The organism is Streptomyces sp. NPDC056580, assembly GCF_042793175.1.
GTDB lineage: Bacteria > Actinomycetota > Actinomycetes > Streptomycetales > Streptomycetaceae > Streptomyces.
In genome coordinates, this window is record NZ_JBHTVE010000002.1 from 378952 (window position 1) to 404789 (window position 25838).

Below are 25838 nucleotides of genomic sequence, written 5' to 3' on the forward strand. Positions count from 1 at the left end.
TCGCCTGAGGGTCCGTCATGTCGCTTTGCCCGGCCGGGAGTTGGTGCGGAGTTTTCCGTGGCCTGTGCGGGCCGGGTGGCGGCGGTGGGTAGATGCGCAACGAGTGGATCCGGTCACACTTTCGACTCGTGTCGTGGCGGCGGGGGCCCCGCCACGTGCGGCCAAGGCCGGGAATGCGCCGTGCGGGGGCGCTGAACCGTGGCTAAATGTTGAACTTGCAAGCATTGATTAGGTGCACCTAACCTGGGTCTCCATTCGGTACCGCCGCCCCCACGACCGGCCCGTCCCCGGCCGGCCCGACAGAACCGAACAGGAGACCCCCTCATGTCCGCACGTCTCAACTCCGCTCAGCCGTACGCCATCGGGCTGTTCCGCGTGGTCGTCGGCCTGTTGTTCACCGTGCACGGCGCCGCCTCGCTCTTCGGCGTCCTCGGCGGCGCCATGGGCACCCACGGCGGGACCGTCGAGGCCGGCGCCTGGCCCGGCTGGTACGCGGCGGTGATCCAGCTCGTCGCCGGCGGCCTCGTCCTGCTCGGCCTCGGCACCCGCGGTGCCGCGCTGGTCGCCTCGGGCTCGATGGCGTTCGCGTACTTCGACGTCCACCAGCAGGCCGCCCTGTGGCCCATCCAGAACGGCGGCGAGCTGTCCGTCCTGTTCTGCTGGTCGTTCCTGCTGCTCGTCTTCACCGGTTCCGGCGCCTTCGGCCTCGACCGGCTGGTCACCCGGCGCACGGCCGCCACGCGGCGGCCGGCCGCCGAGCAGGCTCCGATAGCGGCCTGACCGGCTCGCCCGGGGCGCCGCGTCGAGGCGTCCGGGCGGGGCCCGGGACCACGGCGCCCCACTCCGCCGTCGCGGCGGGGTGGGGCGCCGCCGGGTCCGGTCGGCGTGGAGGGCGTGAAAACCGGGTGACGATCACGTGCGTGCCCTGGCAGCCTCGTGTCAGACCCGACGCGTACGCTGTATGGCTGTCATCGGGGGAGTCACGGGGGACGGGGAGCAGTCGTGTGGGAGAGCCTGGGGCCGCTGGCCGCCGGCCCGTGGATCTATGCCGCGGTGGCCCTGTCGGTGCTGCTCGACGTCTTCCTGCCGGTGCTGCCGAGCGGTGTCCTCGTCATCACGGCGGCCACGGCGGCCGCGGCGGGTTCGGGCGCCGCGACGGGGCGGGTCCCGCACGAGGTGCCGGACATCCTCGCCCTGATCCTCTCCGCCGCGACGGCCTCGCTCCTCGGTGACCTCGCCGCCTACCGGCTGGCCTGGCGGGGCGGAAAGCGCCTGGACCGGGCGATAGGCCGTTCGCGCCGGCTGACCGTCGCGCAGGAACGTCTCGGCGAGGCGCTGTCCCGGGGCGGCGGCGCCCTGGTGGTGCTGGCCCGTTTCGCGCCGGCCGGCCGCTCGGTGGTGTCCTTCTGCGCGGGTGCGGCGCACCGCCGGGCCCGTGACTTCGTCCCCTGGTCCGCGCTCGCCGGTCTGTCCTGGGCCGCCTACAGCGTCGCCCTCGGCTACTTCGGCGCCCGCTGGCTCGGCCCCACCTGGCTGGCCACCGGCGTCTCGGTGGCCGCACTGATCGGCGCGGGCGCGGCGGCCGGGTTCCTGGTCCGGCGGCGGCCGGTGCAGGGCGGCGCGTAGGGGTCGTGCCCCGGCCTCCGGCGCAGGGCGGCGCGTAGGGGTCGGCCCCCGGCCCCCCGGCGCACGGCCGCCCTCCCGGGTGCCTGGCCGCGGCGCCGGGGAGGGGTGGGGGCCGGTGGTCAGCGGCTCGCCGGGTGGCCGGTCAGCAGCTCGCCAGATAGTTCGTCAGGGCGGTCTTCTCCGCCGAGTCGACCGACAGGTTGTAGTAGTACTTCACCTGCACCCAGGCGCGGACGTACGTGCAGCGGTACGCGGTGCGGGACGGCATCCAGGTGGCCGGGTCCTGGTCGCCCTTGGCCTGGTTGACGTTGTCGGTGACGGCGATGAGCTGCGGACGGGTGAGGTCGTTGGCGAAGGCCTGCCGCTGGGCGGTGGTCCACTTGCTCGCGCCGGAGTCCCAGGCCTCGGCCAGCGGCACCAGGTGGTCGATGTCGAGGTCGGAGGCGGCGGTCCAGGTGGCGCCGTCGTACTCGGAGTACCAGCTTCCGCTGGTGGCGGCGCAGGAGGAGTCGGTGACGACGTTCGAGCCGTCCCGCTTCAGGACCGTCTCGCGGGTGTTGCAGGCGCCGCTGATGGTGATCCAGTGCGGGAACAGGTCACGGCTGTAGCCGGTGCGGTTCTCGGTGGCCACGGTGAGCTGGGAGAGGTAGCTGCGGGCGGTGGCGCCGCTGACCGGGGTGGGCAGGGCCGCGGAGGCGCTCGGCGCGTTGAACAGGGCGACGGAGGCTACCAGTCCGCTGAGGGCGGTGAGTATGCTCAGTCGTCGACGCGCGTAGAACCGGGACATGTGAACTCCCTTGTGGGGTGGGGGTGTTGGGGCGCGGGCGTGGGAATGCTCGCGCTGCCGTGTTGCCGGTGGGTGAGCGCTCGGTTAGAAGTTAGTGTCGTGTGCATGACACGACAAGGTTCAGCGTCGAACTTTCGATCCCGTACGATGGACGGCGCAGAAGGGGAGTAGCTCTTCGCCGGACCGTCGACATACTGCTCAGCGAGCCTGAGCCGGCGCCCGGAGGCGGATCCCGCACGGACCGCCCAGCGAGACCTTCGGCAAGCAGTGCACGCCCGTGCCTCAGAGGCGCCGGCGCCCAGTGCGCTGTCGTGCCGAGGTGTCTCCCATGAGGTACAGCACTCTCGGTGGGGCGGCCCCGACCGATTGAGGAACCTTGATCAGCATTTCCGTGACGGCGCTCGTCTTCGGCGTCATCTTCCTCGCCGAACTGCCGGACAAGACCGCGCTCGCCGGCCTCGTCCTCGGCACCCGCTACCGCGCCTCGTACGTCTTCGCGGGCGTCGCCGCCGCCTTCCTCCTGCACGTCGTGCTCGCCGTCGCCGCCGGCAGCGTGCTGACGCTGCTGCCGCAGCGACTCGTGCACGCGCTCACGGGTGTGCTGTTCCTCGGCGGCGCGGCGGTGCTGCTGCTGAAGAAGGGAGAGGACGAGGAGGAGGTCAAGAAGCCCGCCGACCAGTCCTTCTGGAAGGTCGCCGGCACCGGCTTCATGCTCATCCTGGTGGCCGAGTTCGGCGACCTCACCCAGATCATGACCGCCAACCTCGCCGCCCGCTACGACGACCCGATCTCCGTCGGCCTCGGCGCGGTGCTCGGCCTGTGGGCCGTCGCCGGGCTCGGCATCGTCGGCGGGAAGGCCCTGATGAGGCGGGTGCCGCTGCGGCTGATCACGCAGATCGCGGCGCTGCTGATGCTGGCTCTGGGCGTGTGGAGCCTGTACGAGGCCGTCGCCGGCTGAGCGAACGGACGGTGAACCCTCGACGGCGGTGGTGGCGGGACCGCGACTTGTTTTGTACCGTGGGGGAACAAAGTGGCTCCCGCTCGTTTTCCCTGACCGGCGGGCGGGGCCGTTTTGTCCCTCGTCCCGCCCACCGTCCCGCCCTCTCATTCCTTTCCTCTGGGAGTCCCAGGGAGGAGCTGCCGATGCCGGCCACCGCCACGCCCACCGTCCTCACCGCCCGTGCCCTCCTGCTCGACATGGACGGCACCCTCGTCAACTCGGACGCGGTGGTCGAGCGCATCTGGCGGCGCTGGGCCGAGCGTCACGGCCTGGACGGCGACGAGGTGATGAAGGTCGTGCACGGCCGGCAGGGCCACGCGTCGATGGCGATGCTGCTGCCCGAGCGGCCGGTGGAGCAGAACCTCGCCGACAACGCCCGCATGCTCGCCGAGGAGACCGCCGACATGGACGGCGTGGTCGAGGTGCCCGGCGCCGGCGCCTTCCTCGCCTCCCTGCGCGGCGTGCCGCACGCCCTGGTGACCTCGGCCGACGTGGCCCTGTCCACCGCCCGCATGGCCGCCGCGGGGCTGCCGCTGCCGGAGGTGCGGGTCACCGCCGAGTCGGTGGGGGCCAGCAAGCCCGACCCCGAGGGGTTCCTGAAGGGCGCGGCGGAACTGGGTGTGGGCCCCGCGGACTGTGTCGTCTTCGAGGACTCCGGGGCCGGCATCGCGGCCGGCCGGGCCGCGGGGATGCGGGTCGTCGGCGTGGGGGAGCGGGCCGCGCAGCACGCACCCGACGTCGTCGTGCCCGACCTGACGCGCGTCCTTGTGGAGCCCGCCGGGGACGGAACGATTCGGCTCCGCCTGGGCTGAGCGGCGTCCGGCCCGGTCCTGGCGCGGCCGTCGTGGGCCGCGCACGTCCCGATCCGCGTCCGCTCCAGGTCACCCGTCCCGGCACGGCGGCCGTGTCCGGCCGAAGTCACCCGTCCCGGCGCGGCGGCCGTAACCCGCGCGTCCCGGTCGTAACCGCGCGTGTCGGTGCGGCAGCCGCGGCTACCAGGTCTCCGCCTCCAGCTTCGCCCGGGTCGCCGCGCCGTAGACCCCGAGCGTGTCGCCGTGGACGCCGCGGGCCAGCTGGTAGGTGCGTACGGCGTCCTCGACCGGGCGCGTGTACACGCCGTCGATGTGGTCGGTGTAGAGGTTGAGCGCGCTCAGCCGGGTCTGCAGGTCGATCACCTCCAGACCCTGGTCGCCGCGGCGGAGGACCCTCGCCGTGGCGCTCGGGCCCGGGCTGCCGGTCGCCGTGTCCGACGGAGCCGGGCGGGTGGCGCTGCGGGACGCGGACGAGGTGGCCCCGGGCGGCCCGGCCGAACCGGCCGGTTCCGGCGCGGAAGGCGTGGTGACCGGGAGGCGGACGGGCGACGCGGACGCGGACGCGGGCCGCACCGAGAAGGCGGAGTCCGGTGACGTCGGCGCCTCGGCGGGCACGCTCTCCCGTACCTCGGGCGCCGAGCGGTCCCGGGTCGGTTCCCGGTAGGAGAACAGCCCGCTCGCGAGACCCGCGGCGGCCACGACCACGACACCGGCGCCCGCCACGCACAACAGCGCGGCACGGCGCCGACGGGTGATGCCGCCGGTCCTGACCGGAGCCGGGACCGGCTCCGCGCCGAAGTCCCCGAACGGCGGCAAGTCCCCCGCGGAGCCCTCCGGGCGAGCCCCGGCGCCCCGCGTGGCGGCCGCCCCCACCGCCGCCCCGTTCGCCCGTCCGGCCTCCTCCGCCGGCCCGGTCGTCCGGCGGGCTTCCGCGACCGGCCCGTCCACGGGGTCGGGCTTCGCCGTCGGGGCTGCTTCGTGCACGGGGTCGGGCTCCGCGGGAGGGGCCGCCTCGTCCCTGGGACCGGATCTCGCCGCCGGGGCCGTTTCGTCCCCGAGGGCCGCCCGGTCCGCCGAGCCCTCCACGCCCACCGGGCCCGCGCCCCGCGCCGGACCCGGCGGTGGATCCGTCTTCCGGTCCCCCGCCTCCACGTACGGCCGTATCCGCAGCGGGTCGAAGTCCTCCGCCGCCGCCGCGTCGGCCGTGCGTGTCCTGTGCAGGGCTTCGGACGCCCGTGCCGTGCAGTCGCACGACGGTGTGCGGTCCGCTTCTCTGGGTGTGCCGCACTCCGGGCAGGCGTGCCCGCTCGATCCCGTCATGGTGTCCCCCCGGGGCGCTTCGCGAGGTTCAGAGGATATGCGGGTCTCCTCGTGAGCTTCAGGGGATGTGCAGAGTTCCTCCACATTCGCGGGATCCAACGGTCCATCCGGGACTCGACGGGCCATAAGCGGTGACACCACTCAGGATGGGAGAGGTGCATCGATCCCCGGGAGGTCTCCATGGCCCTGGACACGCACGGCGAGGCGAAGGACGCGACCGACGCCGAGCACGTCTCAGGCAACGCGCTCGTCTCGATCGGCGCCCTGCTGCTCGGGCTGCTGCTGGCCGCGCTCGACCAGACGATCGTGGCGACCGCGCTGCCCACGATCGTCAGCGACCTGGGCGGCCTCGAGCACCTGTCCTGGGTCGTCACCGCCTACCTGCTGGCCTCCACCGCCGCGACCCCGCTGTGGGGCAAACTCGGTGACCAGTACGGGCGCAAGAAGCTGTTCCAGACCGCGATCGTCATCTTCCTCATCGGATCGGCGCTGTGCGGAATGGCGCAGGACATGCCGCAGCTCATCGCCTTCCGGGCGCTTCAGGGGCTCGGCGGCGGCGGGCTGATGGTGCTGTCGATGGCGATCGTCGGCGACGTCGTGCCGCCACGGGACCGCGGCCGGTACCAGGGCCTGTTCGGCGCCGTGTTCGGCGCCACGAGCGTGCTCGGGCCGCTGCTCGGCGGGCTGTTCACCGAGCACCTGAGCTGGCGCTGGGTGTTCTACGTCAACCTGCCCCTCGGCATCGTCGCCCTCGCGGTGATCGCCACCGCCCTGCACATCCCGCGCCGGGCCGCCCACCACGTCATCGACTACCTCGGCACCACCCTGATCGCCGCGGTCGCCACCTGCCTGGTGCTGGTCGCCTCCCTCGGCGGCACCACCTGGGGCTGGGGCTCGCCGCAGATCATCGGGCTCGCCGTGCTCGGCGTCGTGCTCGCCGCCGCCTTCGTCGCGGTGGAGCGCCGGGCCGCCGAACCGGTTCTGCCGCTCGAACTGTTCCGGCTGCGCACCTTCACCCTGGCCGCCGTCATCAGCTTCATCGTCGGCTTCGCCATGTTCGGCGCGATGACCTACCTGCCGACGTTCCTCCAGGTCGTGCACGGCATCTCCCCGACCATGTCGGGCGTCCACATGCTGCCGATGGTGATCGGCCTGCTGCTGGCCTCCACCGCCTCGGGGCAGATCGTCAGCCGCACCGGCCGCTGGAAGGTGTTCCCGATCGCCGGCACCGCCGTGACCGCCATCGGCCTGCTCCTGCTGCACCGGCTCGACGAACACAGTCCGACCGCCGAGATGAGCGCCTACTTCTTCGTCTTCGGCCTGGGCCTCGGCCTGGTGATGCAGGTCCTGGTCCTCATCGTGCAGAACGCGGTGTCCTACGAGGACCTGGGCGTCGCCACCTCCGGCGTCACCTTCTTCCGCTCCGTCGGCGCCTCCTTCGGCGTCGCCATCTTCGGCACCGTCTTCGCGAGCCGCCTCGCCGACAAGCTCGCCGACGCCTTCCGCGGCGTCCGGCTGCCGCCCGGCGCCACGCCCGCCGCCCTCAAGGCCGACCCGCGCGGCATCGCCGCCCTGCCGCCCCCGCTGCGCCCGGCGGCGCTGCACGCGTACGCGTCCGCCATCACCGACGTGTTCCTGTACGCCGCCCCGGTCGCCGCCCTCGGTTTCCTGCTGGCCTGGTTCCTGAAGGAGGACCCGCTGCGTGGTTCGGTCACCGCACCGGACGCCTCCGAGACCATCCCGCCGAACCCGGTCGAACGCTCCTCCCACGAGGAGGTGAGCCGCGCGCTGTCCGTGCTCGGCACCCGCGAGGGGCGCCGGGAGGTCTACCGGGACATCACCGAGCGGGCCGGGTACGACCTGCTGCCCGCGGCGAGCTGGCTGCTGCTGCGCATCCGCAGGTACGGCATCGTGGAGCCCGGTGTGCTCGCCGAGCGCTGCCCGGTGCCGCTGCAGGCCGTCCTGGCCGCCGCCCGCCAGGTGGAGGAACGGCGCCTGGCCGAGCGGACGGGCCCTGACCTGGTGCTGACCGCGTCCGGGCGCGAGGTGGCCGAGCGGCTGGCCAAGGCCCGCGAGGAGTCCCTGTCCGAACTGCTCGGCGACTGGTGGAGGCCCGGCCGGTCCACCGACCTCACCCGCCTGGTGCGGGACCTGACCGGCGAACTGTGCGGCTCGGAACGCGAGCGGCCGCACAACGGCACGGTGGTCAACGCCGGTTGAGGGGGCCGGGCAGGTCCTTGCGGAACCAGTGCTCGGCGTACCGGTCGTCGTTGTGGGGCGCCGTCTCGGTGTAGCCGAGCCGGGCGTACAGGCCGCGGGCCTCGACCAGGTCGCCGCGGGTGTCGAGGATCAGGGCCGTGGCGCCGAGGGCCCGGGCGGCCTCCTCGGCGGCGGCGACCAGGAGCGCCGCTCCGCCCCGGCCGCGCATCCCCGCGCGGACGAACACCCGGGTGAGTTCGGCGGTGTCCGGGCCGAGCAGCCGTACGCCCGCCGAGCCGGCCGGCTCGCCGTCGTACCAGCCGATCAGCAACCGCCCGGTGGGCGGGGCGAGTTCGGCGCCGGTGCGGGCCGCGATCTCCCGTTCCAGCTCCTCCGGCGCGGTCCGGCGGCCCTCGTGCAGCAGGTACCAGCGGTCGCTGACCTCCGTGTAGTACGCCCGCCACAGGGCGGTGGCCGCGGGGGAGTCGTACGGCTCCTGGGCGATGGTCCACGTCATGCCGGGGATTGTCCGCTGCGGGCCCGGGGCCCGCGCAACCCGATATGCGCCGCCCACGGGGGACGGGGCCGGTGGGCGGCCGTTTGTGGGCCGTGTTCCGGGTCACACGAATGACGAACCGGCCAGCGGGGCCGGTCCGACTCCGGAAGGCAACCATGTCCACAGGCGTGATCATCGCTTTGATCGTGATCGTGGCGGCCCTGGTCCTCGCCGCCGCCCTGATCCTCCGCGGCCGCGGCCGGCGCGGCGGGCCGGACCTGAAGCGGCGCTTCGGGCCCGAGTACCAGCGGACGGTGGCCCGGCACGACGGGGACACCAAGGCCGCCGAGCGGGAACTGGCCGAGCGCCTCGAGCGCCACGGCAAGCTGCGTGAACGCCCGCTGGAGCCGGCCGAGCGCGAGCGGTACACGGTCCGCTGGACGGCCGTGCAGGAGCGGTTCGTGGAGGCGCCCCGGGAGGCGGTGGCCGAGGCCGACCGGCTCCTCGCGGAGCTGGCGGGCGTCCGCGGCTACCCGGACGGCGGGCGGTACGAGGAGCAGCTCGCCGCGCTGTCCGTGCACCACGCCGACCACGTCGAGGGCTACCGGCGGGTGCACCGGGTGGCCCGGACCGGGGCGGAGGACGGCACCGGCGCGTCCGGCGCCGGCACCGAGGAGCTGCGCACGGCCCTGATGGACGCCCGCGCCCTCTTCGACGACCTCATCGACGGCGACGGCCGCCACCTGGACAAGGCCGAGGCCGGCGCCACGGCCGGCGACGGACACCGCACCGGCCCCCGAACGACGGGATTCCTCCACAAGAGCAGCCCGAGGGAGAGCTGAGCCATGGCGCAGGACAGGGAGACACGGCCGGACGCCGAGAGGTACCCGGCCGAGGGAGACATCACCGGCATCGGCCGCCGGCCGCACGACGAGCGGTCGCCCGGCGAGCCGCTCCCGGGCGAACCGGTGCGCAACGAGTCGGCCCACCGGCCGGAGGCCGAGGCCGGGCGGCTGCCCGGAGCGGCCGGTCCCGGCCGGGAGGGGCTGACGGCGGACGACCGGGTCCCGGGCGAGGGCGCCGCATCGCCCGCGGCGGCCACCGGCGCGGGCCGGCCCGAGCGGCCGGACACGCACCGGCAGGCGTCCGGCACGGCGGTGGACGACGACCCGATGCCCGACAACGGACTGGGAGCGCCCTCCCCCGGCGGGCTCGGCGGACGCGAGGCCGCGACGACGGACGGGACCGCGGCGGACGCCTGGCCGGGCGGCGCCGGACGGCACGGGGGGCAGGACACCGGGGCGCACGCCCCGCTCCTCGCGCACGAGGAGTCGGAGCAGTGGGAGGAGCGGCTGCGGCACACGCTCGCCGGGTTCGTGGAGGAACCCCGCTCGGCCGTCGAGGAGGCCGACCGGACGCTGGAGGAGATCGCCGCCCGGTTCGGCGAGGCCGTGACCCGGCGCCGCCGGAGCCTGCGCATGTCCTGGCAGAACGGCGAGGACGGCGGCCCGGGCCACGAGAGCGACACCGAGCAGCTGCGGCTGGCCCTGCGCGACTACCGCGAACTGGCCGACCGCCTGCTGCACCTCTGAACCGGGCGCGGACCCCGGGCCCGGTTCAGCCCGCCGGGCCCGGTTCGGCTCGCGTGGCGGCGGTCCTGCGCTGCCGCCACGCGCGTACGACCTCCTCGACGTCGTACGGCTTCTTGCCCAGGTACGGTCCGGGCGGCGGCTTGAACATCATGTCGCGGATCTTCACGTTGACGTCGGTGATGATCTTCCGGACCATGCGCTCCGAGGGCGCCGCGTAAGCCGCGACGAGCGCGTCCTCCGCCTCCTTGCGCAGGGCCAGCGCCGGCGGCAGCACCGCCAGGCCCTCGCGGGCCATCTTCCGCTTGACCCACCACAGTTCGTCGTACGTGGAGTCGAGGTCGGCGGGCAGCGGCTCGCCCGCGCCCGGCAGCCGCTCGAACTCCCCGCGCCCCTGCGCGTCCCGGATCTGCTTGTCGACCCAGGACTCGAACGGAACACCCGGTGGCTTTCGCTCGGTCATGAGCCCATTGTGCCGGACGCGGCGCCGCCGGGCGTTTTATCATGCGGCGGCGGTGCGGCGAACCGGCCACCGCGCGAGAACGACCCGGACGCCGCCGGTTCTTCGACGTCGCAGCATCTCCAGGGGGAACGCACGTGCTCGAACTGACCATGGCCACCGTCTCCGGGGCCGACACGGGCGCCACCGCCGGCATGGCGATGGCCGACGCGCCCAGCGAGCCCGGCGCCGTGCTGCGGGTGGGCCGGGACGCGTCCGTGTGCCGGCTGGTCACGCCCGAGGACTGGCTCTTCGTCTCCCGCGCCCACCTGGAGTTCCGCTGCGGTCCCGACGGCGGCTGGCAACTGTCCTGGCTGCGCGGCTCGCAGGCCGAGCCGTCCGCCGAAGTGCGTCTGATCGTCGGAGAGTACGCGCAGACGGTGGCCTACGGCGCCGCCGTGGCGCTGCCGCGCGGCGGCGCCGGTGAGGTCGTCGTCCAGGACCGCACCGCGCCGCGCAGCGTGAACGTGGGCTTCTACCACGAGGTCTGAACCCCGCCGAGGAGCGGCGGGGCGGGGTGGTTCAGCCCAGCACCCGGGCCACCGCGAACCCGTCGTAGCCCTTGCTGCCCACCGTCTGCACCGCCGTGCCGCTCAACCTGGGGTGGGCGGCGATTAGCTCGATGGCCTCACGGGTGCCGACGATGTCCGGTTCCCTGCTGTCGGCGTCGACGACCCGTCCGCCGCGCACCACGTTGTCCAGGACGATGAGGCTGCCCGTGCGGCTCAGCCGCAGCGCCCACTCCACGTAGTGCGGGTTGTTGGGCTTGTCGGCGTCGATGAAGACGAGGTCGAAGGGGGCCGGGTTCTCGTCGGCGAGCTTGGGCAGCGACTCCAGGGCGGGGCCCACCCGCACCTCCGCGATCCGCTCCAGGCCGGCCCGGGCGATGTTGCGGGTCGCGACCTCGGCGTGCTTGGCGCTGTACTCCAGCGAGATCAGCCTGCCGTCGGCCGGCAGGGCGCGGGCCAGCCAGATGGTGCTGTAGCCGCCGAGCGTGCCGATCTCCAGGACGGTCCGGGCGCCCTGGATCTCCGCGAGCAGCTGGAGGAACTTGCCCTGGGTGGCCGTCACGCTGATGTGCGGCAGCCCCGCGACCTCGCTGTCGCGCAGGGCCGCCTGGAGCGCATCGTCCTCCGGTGCGAGATGGCTGCTGAAGTAGAAGTCGACGTCGTCCCAGAGCTGCGAGCTCATGCGTCTGCTGCCTTTCCCGAGTGTCCGCCCGAGTCTCAGCCCGGGACGCCTTGGCCCTCCCCCTGCATCGTCTCAGCCGAAGGACGCGGACGGGGGGAGCGGCGGCGGTTGCTCCACCGGCGGCGCAGCCGCCACCGGCCCCCGGAGCGCGCGCTCCGGGGGCCGGTGGGGACGGGTACGGCGGGTGTCGCGGTACCTACCGCTCCACCGAGGGGGCCGAGCCGGGCAGCGGGCGGCCCGCCGACTCGGACATCCGCCAGACGGCGAAGCCGCCCACGACGGCCGCGGCCATCATGTAGTACGCGGGCATCATCATGTTCCCGGTGGCGCCGATCAGGGCGGTGACCACCAGCGGGGTCGTACCGCCGAACAGGGACACCGAGATGTTGAAGCCGATGGACAGGGAGCCGTAGCGGACCCGGGTCGGGAAGAGCGCGGGCAGCGCGGCCGGCATGGCGGCGGTGAAGCAGACCAGCAGCAGGCCCAGCGCGCCCATGCCCAGGGCCACCGCGACCAGGCTGCCCTGGCGGATCAGCAGCAGGGCCGGGACGGACAGCAGCAGGAAGCCCGCGCAGCCCGCGGCGATCACCGGACGGCGGCCGACCCGGTCGGTGAGCGCGCCGGCGAACGGCTGGACGATCATCATCAGGGCCATCACGCCGAGCACGACCAGCAGCCCGTGCGTCTCGTCGTACTTCAGCTCACTGGTCAGGTAGCTCGGCATGTACGACAGCAGCATGTAGTCGGTGACGTTGAAGACCAGCACCAGGCCCATGCACAGCAGCAGCGCCTTCCACTGGCCCGCCACCATCTCGCGCAGCGGCACCTTGGGCCGGGTGGCCTCCGCCTTCTCGACCTCGGCCGCGAACGCCGGGGTCTCCTCCAGGCGCATCCGCAGGTAGAGACCGATGATGCCCATCGGGCCCGCGATCAGGAACGGGATCCGCCAGCCCCAGGCCAGCAGGTCGTGCGTGGACAGCAGGGCCGTCATGAGGGTGACGAGGCCCGCGCCGCCGATGTAGCCGGCCAGCGTGCCGAACTCCAGCCAGCTCCCGAAGAAGCCGCGCTTCTTGTCCGGCGCGTACTCGGCGATGAACGTCGACGCGCCCGCGTACTCGCCGCCGGTGGAGAAGCCCTGCACCAGGCGGGCGGCGAGGAGCAGCAGCGGTGCGCCGACGCCGATCGAGGCGTACGACGGGATCAGGCCGATCGCGAACGTGCCCGCCGCCATCATGATCATGGTGAGGGCGAGGACCTTCTGGCGGCCCACGCGGTCGCCCAGCGGTCCGAAGACCATGCCGCCCAGCGGGCGGACCAGGAAGGCCGCGGCGAAGGCGCCGAACGTCGAGAGCAGCTGTGCGGTCGGGTTGCCTGACGGGAAGAAGACCTTGCCCAGGGTGACCGCGATGTAGCTGTAGACACCGAAGTCGAACCATTCCATGGCGTTGCCGAGCGCGGCCGCCTTCACGGCGCGCTTCACCATGGCGGAGTCGGTGACGGTGACGTCGGCGTGGGCCTTGGCGGCCCGCGGGGTCTTCAGGTGCGGGGTGGCTGCAGTGACGGTCGCCAAAACGGGACTCGCCTACCTCTCGACGGTGACGGGGACAGGGCCCGGGCGACGGCGATGTCGGACAGCAGGCCGAAAAGCGACGATAGGCGGAGTTCGCCTGCTTACGTCGAGTGCGCGACTAGGTGCATAGGGCAGCTAAAGGGCGCGTATGCAGGTACTCCTGCCCGATCGGGCCGGGTCATGCCTGTCGGGCGATGTGATCCTTATCGCGTCCGATGAGGGCAACCAAAACCCGATCCCGCTCTCACTGCTCACACAAAACGAGGCATACGTGGCATGCAGGTTGTATATCGACGTTCAGGTGTTTATGCCGCGAGGCGGGAGAACAGGTCACTCCCGCCCGGACGTCACCGCCGCCAGCACGCCGGAGACCGCCGCCGCGAGCAGCAGGGGGACGCCCAGGCCGTGGTGGACGACCAGCCAGGCGCCCAGGGCGGCGCCCGCGACCATGGCGATCACCGCGGCCGTGCGGCGCGGGGAGCGGCGGCCGGTGGCGTCACCCAGGCGGGACTCGGAGGCCAGGCCGGTCAGGGTCATCGTCAGGACCGTGGTGGTGAGGTCGGCGATGCCCAGCTTGCGGACGGTCGCGTTGCGCAGGCCCAGGGCGAAGGCGGTCAGGGCGATCAGGGCGTACCGGGTGCCGGTCGTGTCCGGCCAGGCGAAGGCGACCGCGGCCGATCCGCCGAGCAGGGCCGCCTCCACGGCCAGGATCCGGCGGGCCCACCCGCGCCGCGGGCCCGCGCCGAAGCGTGCCGCCGCCCGGCCGCCGGTCACCGCGCCCAGCAGGAAGCAGGCCAGCGAGGTCGCCGTGAGCGGGACCGAGAAGCCGGGAGCGCCCGCGGCGGCGAAGCCCAGGACCACCACGTTGCCCGTCATGTTGGCCGTGAAGACCCGGCCGAGGCCCAGGTAGCTCACCGCGTCGATCAGGCCGCTCACCACGGTCAGCGCCAGCAGCACGGTCACCAGCCGCACTCCCCGTGTCTCCTGCTCCGGCGCGGACGGTGACGGCGTGGTCATGCTTCCTCCGGTCGGCCGGACGGACGGGGGCGGTGCCAGGCCCACCATGTTCACCCGGCCGACGGGCGCCCTGTGTCAGGCGCCGCGCAACGCGCGGACACACGCGCGCACCCTCGCCGGGCGGGGCGAGGGTGCGCGCGGTGTTTCGCGGACGTGCGGGCGGCTCGCCAGGCCGGCGGAGGCGGCGGCCACGGCGACGGTCGTGAGGGCCTTCTTCGGGGAGGCGATGCGGCGGACGAAGGAGACGGGCACGGAGAACCTCTTGCGTCGGGGGACGGGGGGTCGCCCGTAAGCCGGAGCCCCCTTCGCACGGGGGCCGCGTACGTCGGCGCCCCGGCCCCTTTCGGGCGGTGGCGCCTGGCGACGCCGATCAGAGAAGCAGCCCCGGAGGATGTCCGCAATGACCCCTTTTACTGGTTGCGGCCGGAACGGCGGGAAGGCCCGCTCGTGTGACTCGCGTCTCGAAGTGCAGGTCGGAGAGGGTGTGCAAACGGGCGAATCGGACGGACGGGAGTACGGCCCCGGATCGTAGGGGACCTGCCTCACGTGGGGGGCCTCACCGGCGGCCTGACGGCCCGGATGCGAGTGCTCACCCGGCGGGTGCGTCGAACGTGACCGCGGTCTCGAAAGCGGCGCGCCGCGTGGCCCGGCGCAGCGCCCGCAGCAGCGCCGGACCGAGCGCGAGGGTCAGCACGACCGTGCACAGGGCCCGGCCAAGGTCCCAGCCGAGCGAGGTGGCCAGGCAGTAGGCGGCGAACCGGGTCAGGTTGGCGGGGACCGAGGCGTGCGCGTCGAAGGCGATGTTCGAGGTGCCGGAGCCCATGAAGGGCCAGCCGGCCAGGTTCATGACCGTGCCGTAGGCGAAGGCCGCGCAGAAGCCGTAGCCGGCCAGCAGCAGCAGTTCGGCCCGGCCGCGCAGCCGGACCTGGCCCGGCAGCAGCCCGGCGCCCATGGTGAACCAGCCCATCGCCAGCATCTGGAACGGCAGCCAGGGCCCGACCCCGCCGGTGAGCAGCGCGGAGGCGAACATCGTCACCGAGCCGAGGACGAAGCCGAACCCCGGGCCCAGTACCCGGCCGCTGAGCACCATCAGGAAGAACATCGGCTCGATCCCGGCCGTCCCCGCGCCCACCGGGCGCAGGGCCGCGCCGGTCGCGGCCAGCACGCCCAGCATCGCGACCGCCTTGGGGCCCAGACCGGACTCGGAGATAGTCGCGGCCACGACCGCGATCATCAGCAGCAGCAGACCCGCGAACAGCCAGGGCGCGTCCTCGGCGTGCGCGCTGAGCCGCGAGGCGGGCGGGGCGAGGAAGGGCCAGAAGAAGGCCACCACGCCGACCGCGCTGACCAGGCCCAGGGCGGCGAGGGAGCGCGGGCCGAGGCGCACGGCCCGGACGGGACGGGACGTGGGGGCCGGACGCGGCGCCGAGGCGGTCGTCATGCGAGGGCCTCCCGGACCTCCGCCACCGTCAGCCAGCGCTGCGGGGCGAGGATCTTGGTCACCTGCGGGGCGAACGACGGCGACGAGACCACTGTCTCCGCCGTGGGGCCGTCGGCGATCACCTCGCCGTCGGCGAGCAGCACCACCCGGTGCGCGATCTCCGCCGCCAGCTCCACGTCGTGCGTGGCCAGCACGATCGCGTGCCCCTCGGCGGCCAGCCCGCGCAGCACGGCGACCAGCCGGGCCTTGGCCGCGTAGTCCAGGCCGCGGGTCGGCTCGTCGAGCAGCAGCAGGGGAGGGCGGGCGGCCAGCACGACCGCCAGGGCGAGCGCCAGGCGCTGGCCCTCGGACAGGTCCCGGGGGTGGGTGCCGTCGGCGATGCCGGGCAGCAGCCCGGACACCAGGGCCCGGCAGGTGCCCGGCTCGGCGCCCGCGTCCCGGTCGGCGGCCGCGCACTCGGCGGCCACCGTGTCCGCGTACAGCAGGTCCCGCGGCTCCTGCGGGACCAGACCGACCCGGCGGACGAGTTCGGGGGGCGGGGTGCGGTGCGGCACGGCGCCGCCCACGCGCACCGAGCCCGCGGTGGGCTCCACCAGGCCGACCAGCGAGCCGAGCAGGGTGGACTTCCCGGCGCCGTTGCGCCCCATCAGCGCGACCGTCTCACCACGCGCCACGCTCAGATCGACGTGCCGCAGCGCGGTGACCGGCCCCCGCCGAACCCCGAGGCCCCGGACCTCGGCGACCCGCGGTGCGGCGTACGGCGCGACCAGGGGCGCGGAGCCCCGCCGGAAGAGGCGGCGCAGGGAGGGGAAGGCGGGGGGCGCCGGCTCGGGTGCCGGGGAGGCGGGGGGTGCCGGCTCGGGTGCCGGGGAGGCGGCCGGTGGTTCCTCGTCGTGCGGGGGCCGGGGGGTGGCGAGGCGGTCGCGCAGGGCGGCGGCGCGGCGGCGGGCGTCCCGGACCGTCAGGGGCAGCGGCGACCAGCCCGCCAGCCGGCCCAGGCCCACCACCGGCGGGTACACCGGGGACACCGCCATCACCTCGGCCGGGTCGCCGTAGCGCGGGGCCGCGCCGGGGGCGGGCAGCAGGACGACCCGGTCGGCGTACTGGATCACCCGCTCCAGCCGGTGCTCGGCCAGCAGCACCGTCGTGCCGAGGTCGTGCACCAGGCGCTGCAGCACGGCCAGCACCTCCTCGGCGGCGGCCGGGTCGAGCGCCGAGGTCGGCTCGTCGAGCACCAGGACCCGCGGGTGCGGGGTGAGGACCGAGCCGATCGCGACCCGCTGGCGCTGCCCGCCCGAGAGCGTGGCGATCGGGCGGTCTCGCAGGTCGGCCAGGCCCAGCAGGTCCAGGGTCTCCTCCACCCGGCGCCGCATCACCTCCGGAGCGAGCCCCAACGACTCCATGCCGTAGGCGAGTTCCTCCTCCACGGTGTCCGTCACGAAGTGCGCCAGCGGGTCCTGGCCCACCGTGCCCACCACGTCGGCGAGTTCGCGCGGCTGGTGGGTGCGGGTGTCCCGGCCGGCCACGGTGACGCGCCCGCGCAGGGTGCCGCCGGTGAAGTGCGGCACCAGCCCGCTGACCGCGCCCAGCACGGTCGACTTGCCCACTCCGGACGGGCCCACGAGCAGTACGAGTTCACCCTCCGGCACCTCGAAGTCGACGCCCCGCACGGTGGGTTCGGCCACCCCCTCGTACGTGACGCTGACATCCTCGAAGCGGATCACGACGGCTCCTCGACGGGCTCGGGTACGGCGAAGGCGGGCAGCAGCGCGAGCAGGACCGCCGCGGCCGGCCACAGGGGGAGGGAGGGCGCCACCAGCGGGACCACACCGGGGTGCAGCGCGTCCGGATCGTGCGCGGCGGCGAGCGTGAGCAGCGCGGCGACCCCGGCCCCCGAGCCCGCGACCAGCCACGCCCGCACTCCCCACGGGTCCGGCCGGTAGCGGGTGCGCGGGGAGCGGCGGCCGCCCAGGCGCAGGCCCGCCAGCGCGGCGGCGGCCCCCGCGCACAGCACCGGGACCCCGTACGCACCGCCCTCCGCGGTCAGCAGCCCGTACGTCCCCGCGCACACGCCGAGCAGGCCGCCCAGGGTGAGCGCGGTCGTCGTGCGGCGCACGCGGGCCGGGACCTCGGCGGTCCGGCCGTAGCCGCGGGCGTCCATCGCCGCGGCCAGCGCGACCGAACGCTCCAACGCGCCCTCCAGCACCGGCAGTCCGACCTGCAGCAGGCCCCGTACGCCCCGGTCCGGACGTCCGCGCAGCCGGCGGGCCGCGCGCAGGCGCTGGACGTCGGAGATGAGGTGCGGCGCGAAGGTGAGCGCGACGACCACGGCCACGCCCGCCTCGTACAGCGCGCCGGGCAGTGACTTCAGCAGCCGGGCCGGGCTGGCGAGGGCGTTGGCGGCGCCTACGCAGATCAGCAGGGTGGCCAGCTTCAGGCCGTTGTAGCCGGCGAACAGCAGCGCCTCCGCGGTGACCCGGCCGCCGAGCCGGATCCCCTGGGCCCAGTGCGGGAGCGGGATCTCGGGGAGGGTGAGCAGTACGTGGGTGCCGGGGACGGGGGAGCCGAGGGCGACGGTGAACGCGAGCCGGATGAGGAGCACGGCGGCGGCGAGCTTGACGAAGGCGGTGTAGGAGCGTGACCAGGGGGAGGGGGAGCGGTGGGTGGCCACCACGTATCCCGCGGCGGCTATGAGGAGGGCGAGCAGCAGGGGATTGGTGGTGCGGGTGGCGGCGGTGCCGAGGCCGAGGGACCACAGCCACCAGGCGCCGGGGTGCAGCGGCGCGCTGCCGCGCCGGGGCCGGGCGAGGACGGCCTCCGCTTGCCCGCGCCCCGCACGGGGCGCGGCCGTGCCCGGCCGGGCACGGCCGCCCACCGTCCTTCCGGCAGCCGAGTCGGTACGGCCTTCGGCTGCCGCGCCGTCACGGCCTCCGGCCGCGCCGTCACGGCCGTCCGCCACCGCCGGGGCCACGCTGTCACGGCTGCGCATCCTTACGGCCGCGCATTCCCGCGCCGCCGCCGGGACCGCCACAGCGCCGCCCCGGCCAGCAGCGCGACCACGCCCGCGCCGATCGGCAGCCCCAGCGAGGGACCGCCGGCCGGCTCGGCCTTCTTCGCGGCCCGCGCCGGCTTCTCCTGGCCCGACACCTGCTCCCCGCACCCCTTGTGCGGGTATCCGGCGATCGCGCACAGCAGGGCGTTGGCGTCGTAGCGCAGGGGCTTGGCGGCGGCGGCCAGCGCCTCGGCCGTCGTCGCGTCGGGGGAGACCCGGGCACAGGCCGTGCGGCGCTCGGGCGGGGTCTCGCCGGAGGGAGCGTCCGCCGGGGTGCCGAAGTCGATGACGAGGGCCACCCGTTTCGTGCCCGCCTCGGCGGGCGTGCCGGAGCAGATCGTGGCGAAGTCCGCCGTGCCGCGCGGCCGCGTCGCGTCCTGCGAGTCCTCGCTCACCGCGAACCGGAAGCCCTGGACGGCGCCGTCGTCGGGGCGGGCGGTGGAGGGGCCCTCGGTGGCGTACGACCAGTGCCCGCCGGACCGCTCCCAGAACGACCAGTAGCGGTACCCGGCGGCCCGGGCCTGCGCCCCGCCGGCCAGGACGACGAGCGCGGCGAGGAGCAGGGCGGCGGCACGGCGGACGGCGGTCACGGCTGCTGCTTCTTCCGGCGGCCGCTGAGCAGGAAGCCGATGCCGATGCCGGCCACGAGCCCGACGCCGACGATCCACCAGACGCCGGTGTGCGAGTCGTCCTCGGCCCGCTCGGCCGACTTCTGCGTGTGCGCGGCCTGCTCGGGCGCCGGGCCGGTGGCCTCGAGCGACCGCACCAGGTCGGTGCCGCCGAAGTGACCGGGGTCGGCGCCGACCGCGTGCGCGGCGAGGATGAGCTGGGCGTAGGCGGCCGGGCCGCTCTGCCCGGCCCAGCCGGCCGCGTTCTTCTCCAGCCAGGCGTACGGCTTCTTCGCCTGCGCGTTCCAGCCGTCCGCCGCGAGCGCGACGACGGTGTCCGCGGTGTTGCCGTAGTCGGGCTGGTCCTCGGCGCCGGGCAGCGCCGACTTGAGGTGGCCCGAACCGGCGACCGCGTGGGCGAGGTACGCGGCGGCGTTGTCCGCGACCCGGGCCGGGGTGGCCTTGCCGGCGGCGGAGCAGGCGGGGGCCTTGGCGCGGACCTTGCCGGGCTCGTTCACGAACCCCTTGCCGAGGGCGCCCAGCACGGCGGCGGCCGTGGCGTCCGCGTTGGCGACCAGGCGCCCCTTCTTGTCCGGCTGGTAGGCGAGGGCGCCACCGCCGTCCTCGTCGCAGCCGAGCGCCCGCGCGCTCAGCAGGTCGTACGGGGTGCCCTTGGCGGCGCGGAGCTTGCCGGGGTCCTCCCCGGCGACGGCGAAGGCGCCGATGACGACCGAGGTGGAGTTGGTGTCGCTCGGGCTGCCCGGGGTGTAGCCCCAGCCGCCGTCCTCGTTCTGCGCGTCCTTCAGCCAGACCAGGGCCTTGCGTATCCCGGTGCCGTGTCCGCCGAGCGCGCCCAGGGCCTGGACGGCGGCGGCCGTGCTGTTGGTGTCGGGCTGGGCGCCGCCCTTGCCCCCGCAGGGCTTGGCCGTGTCCGCACGGAACGGGGCGAAGCCGCCCTCGGCGCACTGCTGCCCCGCCAGCCAGTCGACGGCCCGGGCGGCGGGCCGCAGGCCGAGGGTCCGCTGCGCGAGCAGGGCGAGCGACTGGCGCCACACACCGTCGTACGTCGGGTCGGACTTGCCGAACAGCCCGGACGGGACCGTCACCTCTGGCGAGGCGGAGGGGGATGTGCCGGCGGCCGTGGCGGGCGCGGCGGCGGCCAGCACGCCTATGGCGGCGAGAGCCGCGGCACTGCGGCGGACGTTCATGGTGGGCGACTGCCTCTCCCTGCGGGGAACCGGCAGCGCGCGGGAGACACCCCGGGCGGCTCGGCTCCGCATACCTCGACGGTGCCGTGTGCGGCGGGCCGCCGCGCACGCGAGCCGGTCAACGTCCCGTGCGGGGTGGTCCGGCTCACCGTCGGGGTGACGAGCGGCTCACGGTTGCGGGTCAGCGCCGGAATTGCACCGGCTTCCCCCCGTACGGGTGTGATGACGACGGCGCCACTTTACCGGCAGCTCCGCCGGGGCTGGTGAGTGGCTGTGCGCACACGGCGCCGGTGACCGGGATCACGGCCGGCCGGAGGGGGCGTTGACGCCCGAGGCGGTCACGCGGCGGGGGACACCTCGGATGCCGCTCCCCCCATGGACGGCACCCGAGGCGAGCCGATCTTGCTCTCCGTGCCCTGATCCTCACCCACCGCTCCCGCACTGTCAACGCGATCTGACGGGGCGACAGGGGGTGCGGTCGACGGGGCGACAGGGGGCGCGGCCGCCTCCGGGCGGCGCCGGGGTCCGCCCTCAGGGCGCCCCGGGGGAGGCCTGTGGATCCGTCAGGTCCATCAGCCGGCACACCGTCTCGATGTCGACCTGGACCTGGGCGATGGAGGCGCGGCCCGAGAGCCAGGCGATCAGCGCCGAGTACCAGGTGTGCTCGATGACGCGGACCGCGGCGAGCTGTCGCGGGGCCGGGTGGTCGAGGCCCGTGGCGTCGAGGATGATCGCCGTGGTCCGGCGGGAGACCTGGTCGACCTCGGGGGAGACGCCGCGGTCGGCGAAGGTGAGGGCGCGGACCATCGCGTCCGCCAGTTGCGGCTCGCGCTGCAGCGCCCGGAACGCCCGCATCAGGGTCTGTGCGACCCGCTCGCCCGGCGAGTCCCCCGCCGGGGGCTTCTTGCGCAGGGTGCCGTGCATGTGCTCCAGCTGGTCCTGCATGGTCGCGACCAGCAGGTGCACCTTCGACGGGAAGTAGCGGTACAGCGTGCCGAGGGCGACCTGCGAGGACTCGGCGACCTCCCGCATCTGCACGGCGTCGAAACCGCCCCGGCTCGCGAGCTGCGCGGTCGCGTGCAGGATCCGGCGGCGGCGGGCCTCCTGCCGCTCGGTCAGCGGTGCCGTGGGGGGCCGGACACTCCCGGCTTCCAGCTTGGATTGCGCAGGCATGGGTCCCGCTCCGTGACAGTCGGTGAGGGCATCGGTAGGGCACGTGATCATCCAGCATGGCGGGTGGTTCGCGCCGTGGCGTGAATCACCTGATCCACTGCTGTCAGGGCCCCTACCTGCCGGTAGATTCAGAGCCTCCGGACGATCAAGTCTGAAACTTGTTCTAGATTAGCGTCCCGGCATAGTGTCGCGGGAGAGTGCAGTGAGAAGGGGGCCCGCAGTGACCGCTGAGGCCAGTCAGGCGGGGCCCCGTCCGGAGCCGGCGGCCGACGGCGGCCGACCGCTGCGCATCGCGCTCCTCACCTACAAGGGGAACCCGTTCTGCGGCGGCCAGGGCGTCTACGTCCGGCACCTCTCCCGCGAGCTGGCCCGCCTCGGCCACCGGGTCGAGGTCATCGGCGCCCAGCCCTACGCGGTGCTCGACGAGGGCTACGACGGCCTGAGCCTCACCGAGCTGCCCAGCCTCGACCTCTACCGCCAGCCCGACCCCTTCCGCACCCCCGGGCGGGACGAGTACCGGGACTGGATCGACGCCCTGGAGGTCGCCACCATGTGGACCGGCGGCTTCCCCGAGCCGCTCACGTTCTCCCTGCGCGCCCGCCGCCACCTGCGCGCCCGCCGCGGCGAGTTCGACGTCGTCCACGACAACCAGACGCTCGGCTACGGCCTCCTCGGCGACATCGGCGCCCCCCTGGTCACCACCATCCACCACCCCATCACGGTCGACCGGCGACTGGAGCTGGACGCGGCCGAGAGCCGGCGGCGCCGGCTGTCCGTGCGCCGCTGGTACGCCTTCACCCGGATGCAGAAGCGCGTCGCCCGCCGCCTGCCCTCGGTGCTCACCGTCTCCGGCAGCTCCCGCCAGGAGATCGTGGACCACCTCAAAGTCCGCGACGACCGCGTCCACGTCGTCCACATCGGCGCCGACACCGATCTGTTCGCGCCGGATCCCGCCGTCGCCGAGGTGCCCGGCCGGATCGTCACCACCTCCAGCGCCGACGTCCCCCTCAAGGGACTGGTCTTCCTCGTGGAGGCCCTCGCCAAGGTGCGCACCGAGCATCCGGCCGCCCACCTCGTCGTCGTGGGCAAGCGCCCGGCCGAGGGCCCGGTCGCCCAGGCGATCGAGCGCTACGGCCTCGAAGACGCCGTCGAGTTCGTCAAGGGCATCTCCGACGCCGAACTGGTCGATCTGATCCGCTCGGCCGAGGTCGCCTGCGTGCCCTCGCTCTACGAGGGCTTCTCGCTGCCCGCCGCCGAGGCCATGGCCACCGGTACCCCCCTGGTCGCCACCACCGGCGGCGCCATCCCCGAGGTCGCCGGACGCGACAGCGAGACCTGCCTCGCCGTGCCGCCCGGCGACGCGGGAGCGCTGGCCGCCGGACTCGCCCGGCTGCTGGGCGACCCCCTGCTGCGGCAGCGGCTCGGCCGCGCCGGCCGCGAGCGGGTGCTCAGCCGCTTCACCTGGGCCCGTGCCGCCGAGGGCACGGTGGCCCGCTACCGGGAGGCCATCGCCGGCCACGGCGGCCGTGTCCGCGCCGGCGCCCAGGACCGGCCCGGCGCCGTACCCGCCGCCGCGTTCCACGAACCGCTCGCCTCCGACCGCGCAACCTCCGACCGCGAAAGCAGGGCCACGTGCTGACCGTCGACTTCTCCCGGTTCCCGCTCGCCCCCGGCGACCGTGTCCTGGACCTCGGCTGCGGGGCCGGCCGGCACGCCTTCGAGTGCTACCGGCGCGGCGCGCAGGTCGTGGCCCTCGACCAGAACGGCGAGGAGATCCGCGAGGTCGCCAAGTGGTTCGCGGCGATGAAGGAGGCCGGCGAGGCGCCGGCCGGCGCGACCGCCACCGCCATGGAGGGCGACGCCCTCGCGCTGCCCTTCCCCGACGAGTCCTTCGACGTCGTCATCATCTCCGAGGTGATGGAGCACATCCCCGACGACAAGGGCGTCCTCGCCGAGATGGTGCGCGTGCTCCGGCCCGGCGGCCGCATCGCCATCACCGTGCCCCGCTACGGCCCCGAGAAGGTGTGCTGGGCCCTGTCCGACGCCTACCACGAGGTCGAGGGCGGCCACATCCGCATCTACAAGGCCGACGAGCTGGTGGGCAAGGTCCGCGAGGCTGGCCTGCGGCCGTACGGCAGTCATCACGCGCACGCCCTGCACTCGCCGTACTGGTGGCTGAAGTGCGCGTTCGGCGTGGACAACGACAAGGCGCTGCCCGTGCGGGCGTACCACAAGCTGCTGGTCTGGGACATCATGAAGAAGCCGCTCGCCACCCGGATCGCCGAGCAGGCGCTGAACCCGGTCATCGGCAAGAGCTTCGTCGTCTACGCCACCAAGCCCCACCTCCCGCGGGTGGACGCGACCTCCGAGGCGGCCGCCAAGTGACCACCCCCCGGACAGAACACCTCGTCCTGCCCGGGGTCCTCACCGCCGAGCAGGCCGCCGCGACCGTACGCGGCATCCTCTCCGTACAGCGCGAGGACGGCGCGATCCCCTGGTTCCGCGGGCACCACCTCGACCCGTGGGACCACACCGAGGCCGCGATGGCCCTGGACGCGGCCGGCGAGCACGAGGCCGCCGAGCGGGCGTACGACTGGCTCGCCGCCCACCAGAACGAGGACGGCTCCTGGTACGCGGCCTACGCCGACGGCGCCCACGACGACGTCACCGACCGCGGCCGCGAGTCGAACTTCGTCGCCTACGTGGCGGTGGGCGTCTGGCACCACTACCTGTCCACCGGCGACGACACGTTCCTGGACCGCATGTGGCCCACCGTGTACGCGGCCGTCGAGTGGGTGCTGCGGCTGCAGCGGCCCGGCGGGCAGATCGGCTGGCGCCGCGACGACGACGGCACCCCCACGGCCGACGCCCTGCTCACCGGCAGCTCCTCCGTGCACCACGCGCTGCGCTGCGCCCTCGCCGTCGCCGAGCAGCGCGAGGAGCCGCAGCCGGACTGGGAGCTGGCGGCCGGGGCGCTGCGCCACGCCATCCGCCGGCACCCCGAGCGCTTCCTCGACAAGGACCGCTACTCGATGGACTGGTACTACCCGGTCCTCGGCGGCGCGCTCACCGGGACGGAGGCGAAGGAGCGCATCGAGGCCGGCTGGGACCGCTTCGTCGTGCCGGGCCTCGGCGTGCGCTGCGTCGTCCCCAACCCCTGGGTGACCGGCGGCGAGTCCTGCGAACTGGCGCTGGCCCTGTGGGCGATGGGCGAGTCCGACCGCGCGCTGGAGATCCTGCAGTCGGTGCAGCACCTGCGGGACGCCGGGAGCGGCCTGTACTGGACGGGCTACGTCTTCGACGACGACGCGATATGGCCCCGTGAGCTCACCACCTGGACGGCGGGTTCGCTGCTGCTGGCCGTCGCCGCGCTCGGCGGCCACGAAGCCACCTGCGCGGTCTTCGGAGGGGAGTACCTGCCCTCCGGGCTCGATCCGGACTGCTGCGGCTGACCGCCGGCGGCACGCCGAGTCACGGTCGGCTACTCGGCGTGCCGAACTGAGGCCCGATGTGCGCATGTTGCACAGCATGTCCATGTTTCGGGTGATGTGCGTGAGGTCACACGGCCCGACGGAGCACACGGACCCTACGCGACCCTCCACGGGAGGACACCGTGCCCGTACCGATACGCCACATCGCCGTGGCCCTCACCCTCTGCTGCGCACTGCTCGCCGGCTCCACGGCCTACGCCGCGGGCCACGCCGCCTCGCAGCGCGACCCGGCCGTGGCCGTCGCCTCGGCCGAGCCCAGCCCCAGCACCTCCGCCGAGAAGCAGAAGTTCGCCAAGACCAGGTTCGTGGCGAACGCGGGTCTCGCGGCGGGAGCCGTCTACCAGTGGATCTACAAGCCGTACAAGGCGGGCAAGTTCAAGAAGGGCGCGCACGGACGCAAGCTGACCCTGGTCAAGGCGGGCCTCGCCGGCGCGTTCGCGTACAACCGGCTCAAGGCCGCGGTGCGCAACGCCCAGGGTGATCCCACGCTCTCCAGGGCGCTGGCCCCCGTCACGGCGGGCATCGAGTCGCTGAAGAACCTGCCCGCCAAGCTCCGCAAGGGCGACGGCTCGGCGGCCGACGACTTCAACGACGTCATCAACAAGGTGAAGGACGCCGGGAAGGACGCGGGCGCCGAGGTCAAGAACAAGGTGCCGTCCCTCTCCGAGGTCAAGAACGGTTCCTGAGACGGGAGTCCACCCGGCAGCCGCCCGGCAGGGCCTGCCGGTCACAACTGACGCGCCGTCAACTGCGGTGGAG

General features: G+C 74.2%; 26 protein-coding genes and 1 riboswitch. Of the genes, 12 read left to right on the forward strand and 14 right to left on the reverse strand.

Annotated features, from left to right (window positions below):
- Positions 1–324: 324 nt before the first annotated feature.
- Positions 325–780: a DoxX family protein gene (locus tag ACFQ9Z_RS05415; RefSeq protein ID WP_383011005.1), complete on the forward strand. Its 456-nt coding sequence runs from the start codon at positions 325–327 to the stop codon at positions 778–780.
- A 222-nt stretch (positions 781–1002) separates the two neighbouring features.
- On the forward strand, positions 1003–1626 hold the full coding sequence (locus ACFQ9Z_RS05420) for a DedA family protein (RefSeq protein WP_383011008.1): 624 nt from the start codon (positions 1003–1005) through the stop codon (positions 1624–1626).
- A 142-nt stretch (positions 1627–1768) separates the two neighbouring features.
- Here the strand turns inward: ACFQ9Z_RS05420 and ACFQ9Z_RS05425 are convergent, their stop codons facing one another.
- Entirely contained in the window at positions 1769–2413 is a 645-nt protein-coding gene (locus tag ACFQ9Z_RS05425) for an HNH endonuclease family protein (protein WP_143631833.1), read from the reverse strand.
- A gap of 376 nt (positions 2414–2789) precedes the next feature.
- Here ACFQ9Z_RS05425 and ACFQ9Z_RS05430 point away from each other — a divergent pair, with 376 nt between their 5' ends.
- Positions 2790–3371, forward strand: a complete 582-nt coding sequence (locus ACFQ9Z_RS05430) for a TMEM165/GDT1 family protein (RefSeq protein ID WP_383011012.1) — start codon at positions 2790–2792, stop codon at positions 3369–3371.
- 185 nt (positions 3372–3556) lie between these two features.
- On the forward strand, positions 3557–4225 hold the full coding sequence (locus tag ACFQ9Z_RS05435; protein ID WP_383011015.1) for an HAD-IA family hydrolase: 669 nt from the start codon (positions 3557–3559) through the stop codon (positions 4223–4225).
- A 180-nt stretch (positions 4226–4405) separates the two neighbouring features.
- On the opposite strand, the gene ACFQ9Z_RS05440 is transcribed toward ACFQ9Z_RS05435, so the two are convergent.
- Positions 4406–5545 carry a peptidoglycan-binding protein gene (locus tag ACFQ9Z_RS05440; RefSeq protein WP_383011018.1) on the reverse strand — a complete coding sequence of 380 codons (1140 nt, stop codon included), beginning with the start codon at positions 5543–5545 and terminating at the stop codon, positions 4406–4408.
- A 180-nt stretch (positions 5546–5725) separates the two neighbouring features.
- On the opposite strand from ACFQ9Z_RS05440, the gene ACFQ9Z_RS05445 reads away from it, so the two are divergent.
- Positions 5726–7765, forward strand: a complete 2040-nt coding sequence (locus ACFQ9Z_RS05445; RefSeq protein ID WP_383011022.1) for a DHA2 family efflux MFS transporter permease subunit — start codon at positions 5726–5728, stop codon at positions 7763–7765.
- Here the strand turns inward: ACFQ9Z_RS05445 and ACFQ9Z_RS05450 are convergent.
- On the reverse strand, positions 7752–8261 hold the full coding sequence (locus ACFQ9Z_RS05450; RefSeq protein WP_383011025.1) for a GNAT family N-acetyltransferase: 510 nt from the start codon (positions 8259–8261) through the stop codon (positions 7752–7754). The genes ACFQ9Z_RS05445 and ACFQ9Z_RS05450 overlap by 14 nt on opposite strands.
- Positions 8262–8416: 155 nt before the next feature.
- Between ACFQ9Z_RS05450 and ACFQ9Z_RS05455 the strand changes: the two genes are divergently transcribed.
- Both ACFQ9Z_RS05455 and ACFQ9Z_RS05460 read left to right on the forward strand, forming a co-directional pair.
- Positions 8417–9082, forward strand: a complete 666-nt coding sequence (locus tag ACFQ9Z_RS05455) for a hypothetical protein (RefSeq protein ID WP_383011028.1) — start codon at positions 8417–8419, stop codon at positions 9080–9082.
- 3 nt (positions 9083–9085) lie between these two features.
- Positions 9086–9832: a hypothetical protein gene (locus ACFQ9Z_RS05460; protein ID WP_383011031.1), complete on the forward strand. Its 747-nt coding sequence runs from the start codon at positions 9086–9088 to the stop codon at positions 9830–9832.
- Positions 9833–9857: 25 nt separating this feature from the next.
- Here the strand turns inward: ACFQ9Z_RS05460 and ACFQ9Z_RS05465 are convergent, their stop codons facing one another.
- The gene (locus tag ACFQ9Z_RS05465; RefSeq protein ID WP_383011034.1) at positions 9858–10292 is read right to left on the reverse strand and encodes a DUF1992 domain-containing protein; all 435 of its coding nucleotides are present in this window, start codon (positions 10290–10292) and stop codon (positions 9858–9860) included.
- 134 nt (positions 10293–10426) lie between these two features.
- Here ACFQ9Z_RS05465 and ACFQ9Z_RS05470 point away from each other — a divergent pair, with 134 nt between their 5' ends.
- A complete protein-coding gene (locus tag ACFQ9Z_RS05470; RefSeq protein WP_383011037.1) occupies positions 10427–10819 on the forward strand; it encodes a hypothetical protein in 393 nt (130 codons plus the stop codon).
- A 31-nt stretch (positions 10820–10850) separates the two neighbouring features.
- Here ACFQ9Z_RS05470 and ACFQ9Z_RS05475 read toward each other — a convergent pair whose 3' ends face one another.
- The 10 genes from ACFQ9Z_RS05475 to ACFQ9Z_RS05520 all read right to left on the reverse strand — a co-directional run bounded on the left by ACFQ9Z_RS05475 (position 10851) and on the right by ACFQ9Z_RS05520 (position 21588).
- Entirely contained in the window at positions 10851–11519 is a 669-nt protein-coding gene (locus tag ACFQ9Z_RS05475) for an O-methyltransferase (RefSeq protein WP_383011040.1), read from the reverse strand.
- Between the two features lie 196 nt (positions 11520–11715).
- Positions 11716–13089, reverse strand: a complete 1374-nt coding sequence (gene proP / locus ACFQ9Z_RS05480; RefSeq protein ID WP_383011043.1) for a glycine betaine/L-proline transporter ProP — start codon at positions 13087–13089, stop codon at positions 11716–11718.
- A 330-nt stretch (positions 13090–13419) separates the two neighbouring features.
- Positions 13420–14106 carry a YoaK family protein gene (locus ACFQ9Z_RS05485; protein ID WP_383011046.1) on the reverse strand — a complete coding sequence of 229 codons (687 nt, stop codon included), beginning with the start codon at positions 14104–14106 and terminating at the stop codon, positions 13420–13422.
- 75 nt (positions 14107–14181) lie between these two features.
- Entirely contained in the window at positions 14182–14358 is a 177-nt protein-coding gene (locus tag ACFQ9Z_RS05490; protein ID WP_383011049.1) for a hypothetical protein, read from the reverse strand.
- A gap of 337 nt (positions 14359–14695) precedes the next feature.
- Complete coding sequence (locus ACFQ9Z_RS05495) at positions 14696–15547, reverse strand: ECF transporter S component (RefSeq protein WP_383011052.1); 852 nt, start codon at positions 15545–15547, stop codon at positions 14696–14698.
- Positions 15544–17271, reverse strand: coding sequence for an ABC transporter ATP-binding protein (locus tag ACFQ9Z_RS05500; RefSeq protein ID WP_383011055.1), 1728 nt, complete (start codon positions 17269–17271; stop codon positions 15544–15546). Before ACFQ9Z_RS05500 ends, ACFQ9Z_RS05495 begins: the two co-directional genes overlap by 4 nt.
- Positions 17268–18536 (reverse strand): energy-coupling factor transporter transmembrane component T, encoded by a 1269-nt coding sequence (locus tag ACFQ9Z_RS05505; RefSeq protein WP_383011058.1) that lies wholly within the window; start codon positions 18534–18536, stop codon positions 17268–17270. The genes ACFQ9Z_RS05500 and ACFQ9Z_RS05505 overlap by 4 nt, the downstream gene beginning before the upstream one ends.
- 2 nt (positions 18537–18538) lie before the next feature.
- On the reverse strand, positions 18539–19189 hold the full coding sequence (locus ACFQ9Z_RS05510) for an SCO2322 family protein (RefSeq protein ID WP_383011061.1): 651 nt from the start codon (positions 19187–19189) through the stop codon (positions 18539–18541).
- Positions 19186–20415: a prenyltransferase/squalene oxidase repeat-containing protein gene (locus ACFQ9Z_RS05515; RefSeq protein ID WP_383011824.1), complete on the reverse strand. Its 1230-nt coding sequence runs from the start codon at positions 20413–20415 to the stop codon at positions 19186–19188. Before ACFQ9Z_RS05515 ends, ACFQ9Z_RS05510 begins: the two co-directional genes overlap by 4 nt.
- 133 nt (positions 20416–20548) lie before the next feature.
- Positions 20549–20624: riboswitch (cobalamin riboswitch) on the reverse strand.
- A gap of 322 nt (positions 20625–20946) precedes the next feature.
- Positions 20947–21588 (reverse strand): TetR family transcriptional regulator, encoded by a 642-nt coding sequence (locus tag ACFQ9Z_RS05520; protein WP_383011064.1) that lies wholly within the window; start codon positions 21586–21588, stop codon positions 20947–20949.
- Positions 21589–21808: 220 nt separating this feature from the next.
- Between ACFQ9Z_RS05520 and ACFQ9Z_RS05525 the strand changes: the two genes are divergently transcribed.
- The 4 genes from ACFQ9Z_RS05525 to ACFQ9Z_RS05540 all read left to right on the forward strand — a co-directional run bounded on the left by ACFQ9Z_RS05525 (position 21809) and on the right by ACFQ9Z_RS05540 (position 25765).
- Complete coding sequence (locus ACFQ9Z_RS05525) at positions 21809–23227, forward strand: glycosyltransferase family 4 protein (protein WP_383011067.1); 1419 nt, start codon at positions 21809–21811, stop codon at positions 23225–23227.
- Positions 23221–23973 carry a class I SAM-dependent methyltransferase gene (locus tag ACFQ9Z_RS05530; protein WP_383011070.1) on the forward strand — a complete coding sequence of 251 codons (753 nt, stop codon included), beginning with the start codon at positions 23221–23223 and terminating at the stop codon, positions 23971–23973. The genes ACFQ9Z_RS05525 and ACFQ9Z_RS05530 overlap by 7 nt, the downstream gene beginning before the upstream one ends.
- Positions 23970–25040, forward strand: a complete 1071-nt coding sequence (locus tag ACFQ9Z_RS05535; protein WP_383011073.1) for a prenyltransferase/squalene oxidase repeat-containing protein — start codon at positions 23970–23972, stop codon at positions 25038–25040. The genes ACFQ9Z_RS05530 and ACFQ9Z_RS05535 overlap by 4 nt, the downstream gene beginning before the upstream one ends.
- A 161-nt stretch (positions 25041–25201) precedes the next feature.
- Positions 25202–25765: a hypothetical protein gene (locus ACFQ9Z_RS05540; protein WP_383011076.1), complete on the forward strand. Its 564-nt coding sequence runs from the start codon at positions 25202–25204 to the stop codon at positions 25763–25765.
- The last annotated feature ends 73 nt before the right edge of the window (positions 25766–25838 follow it).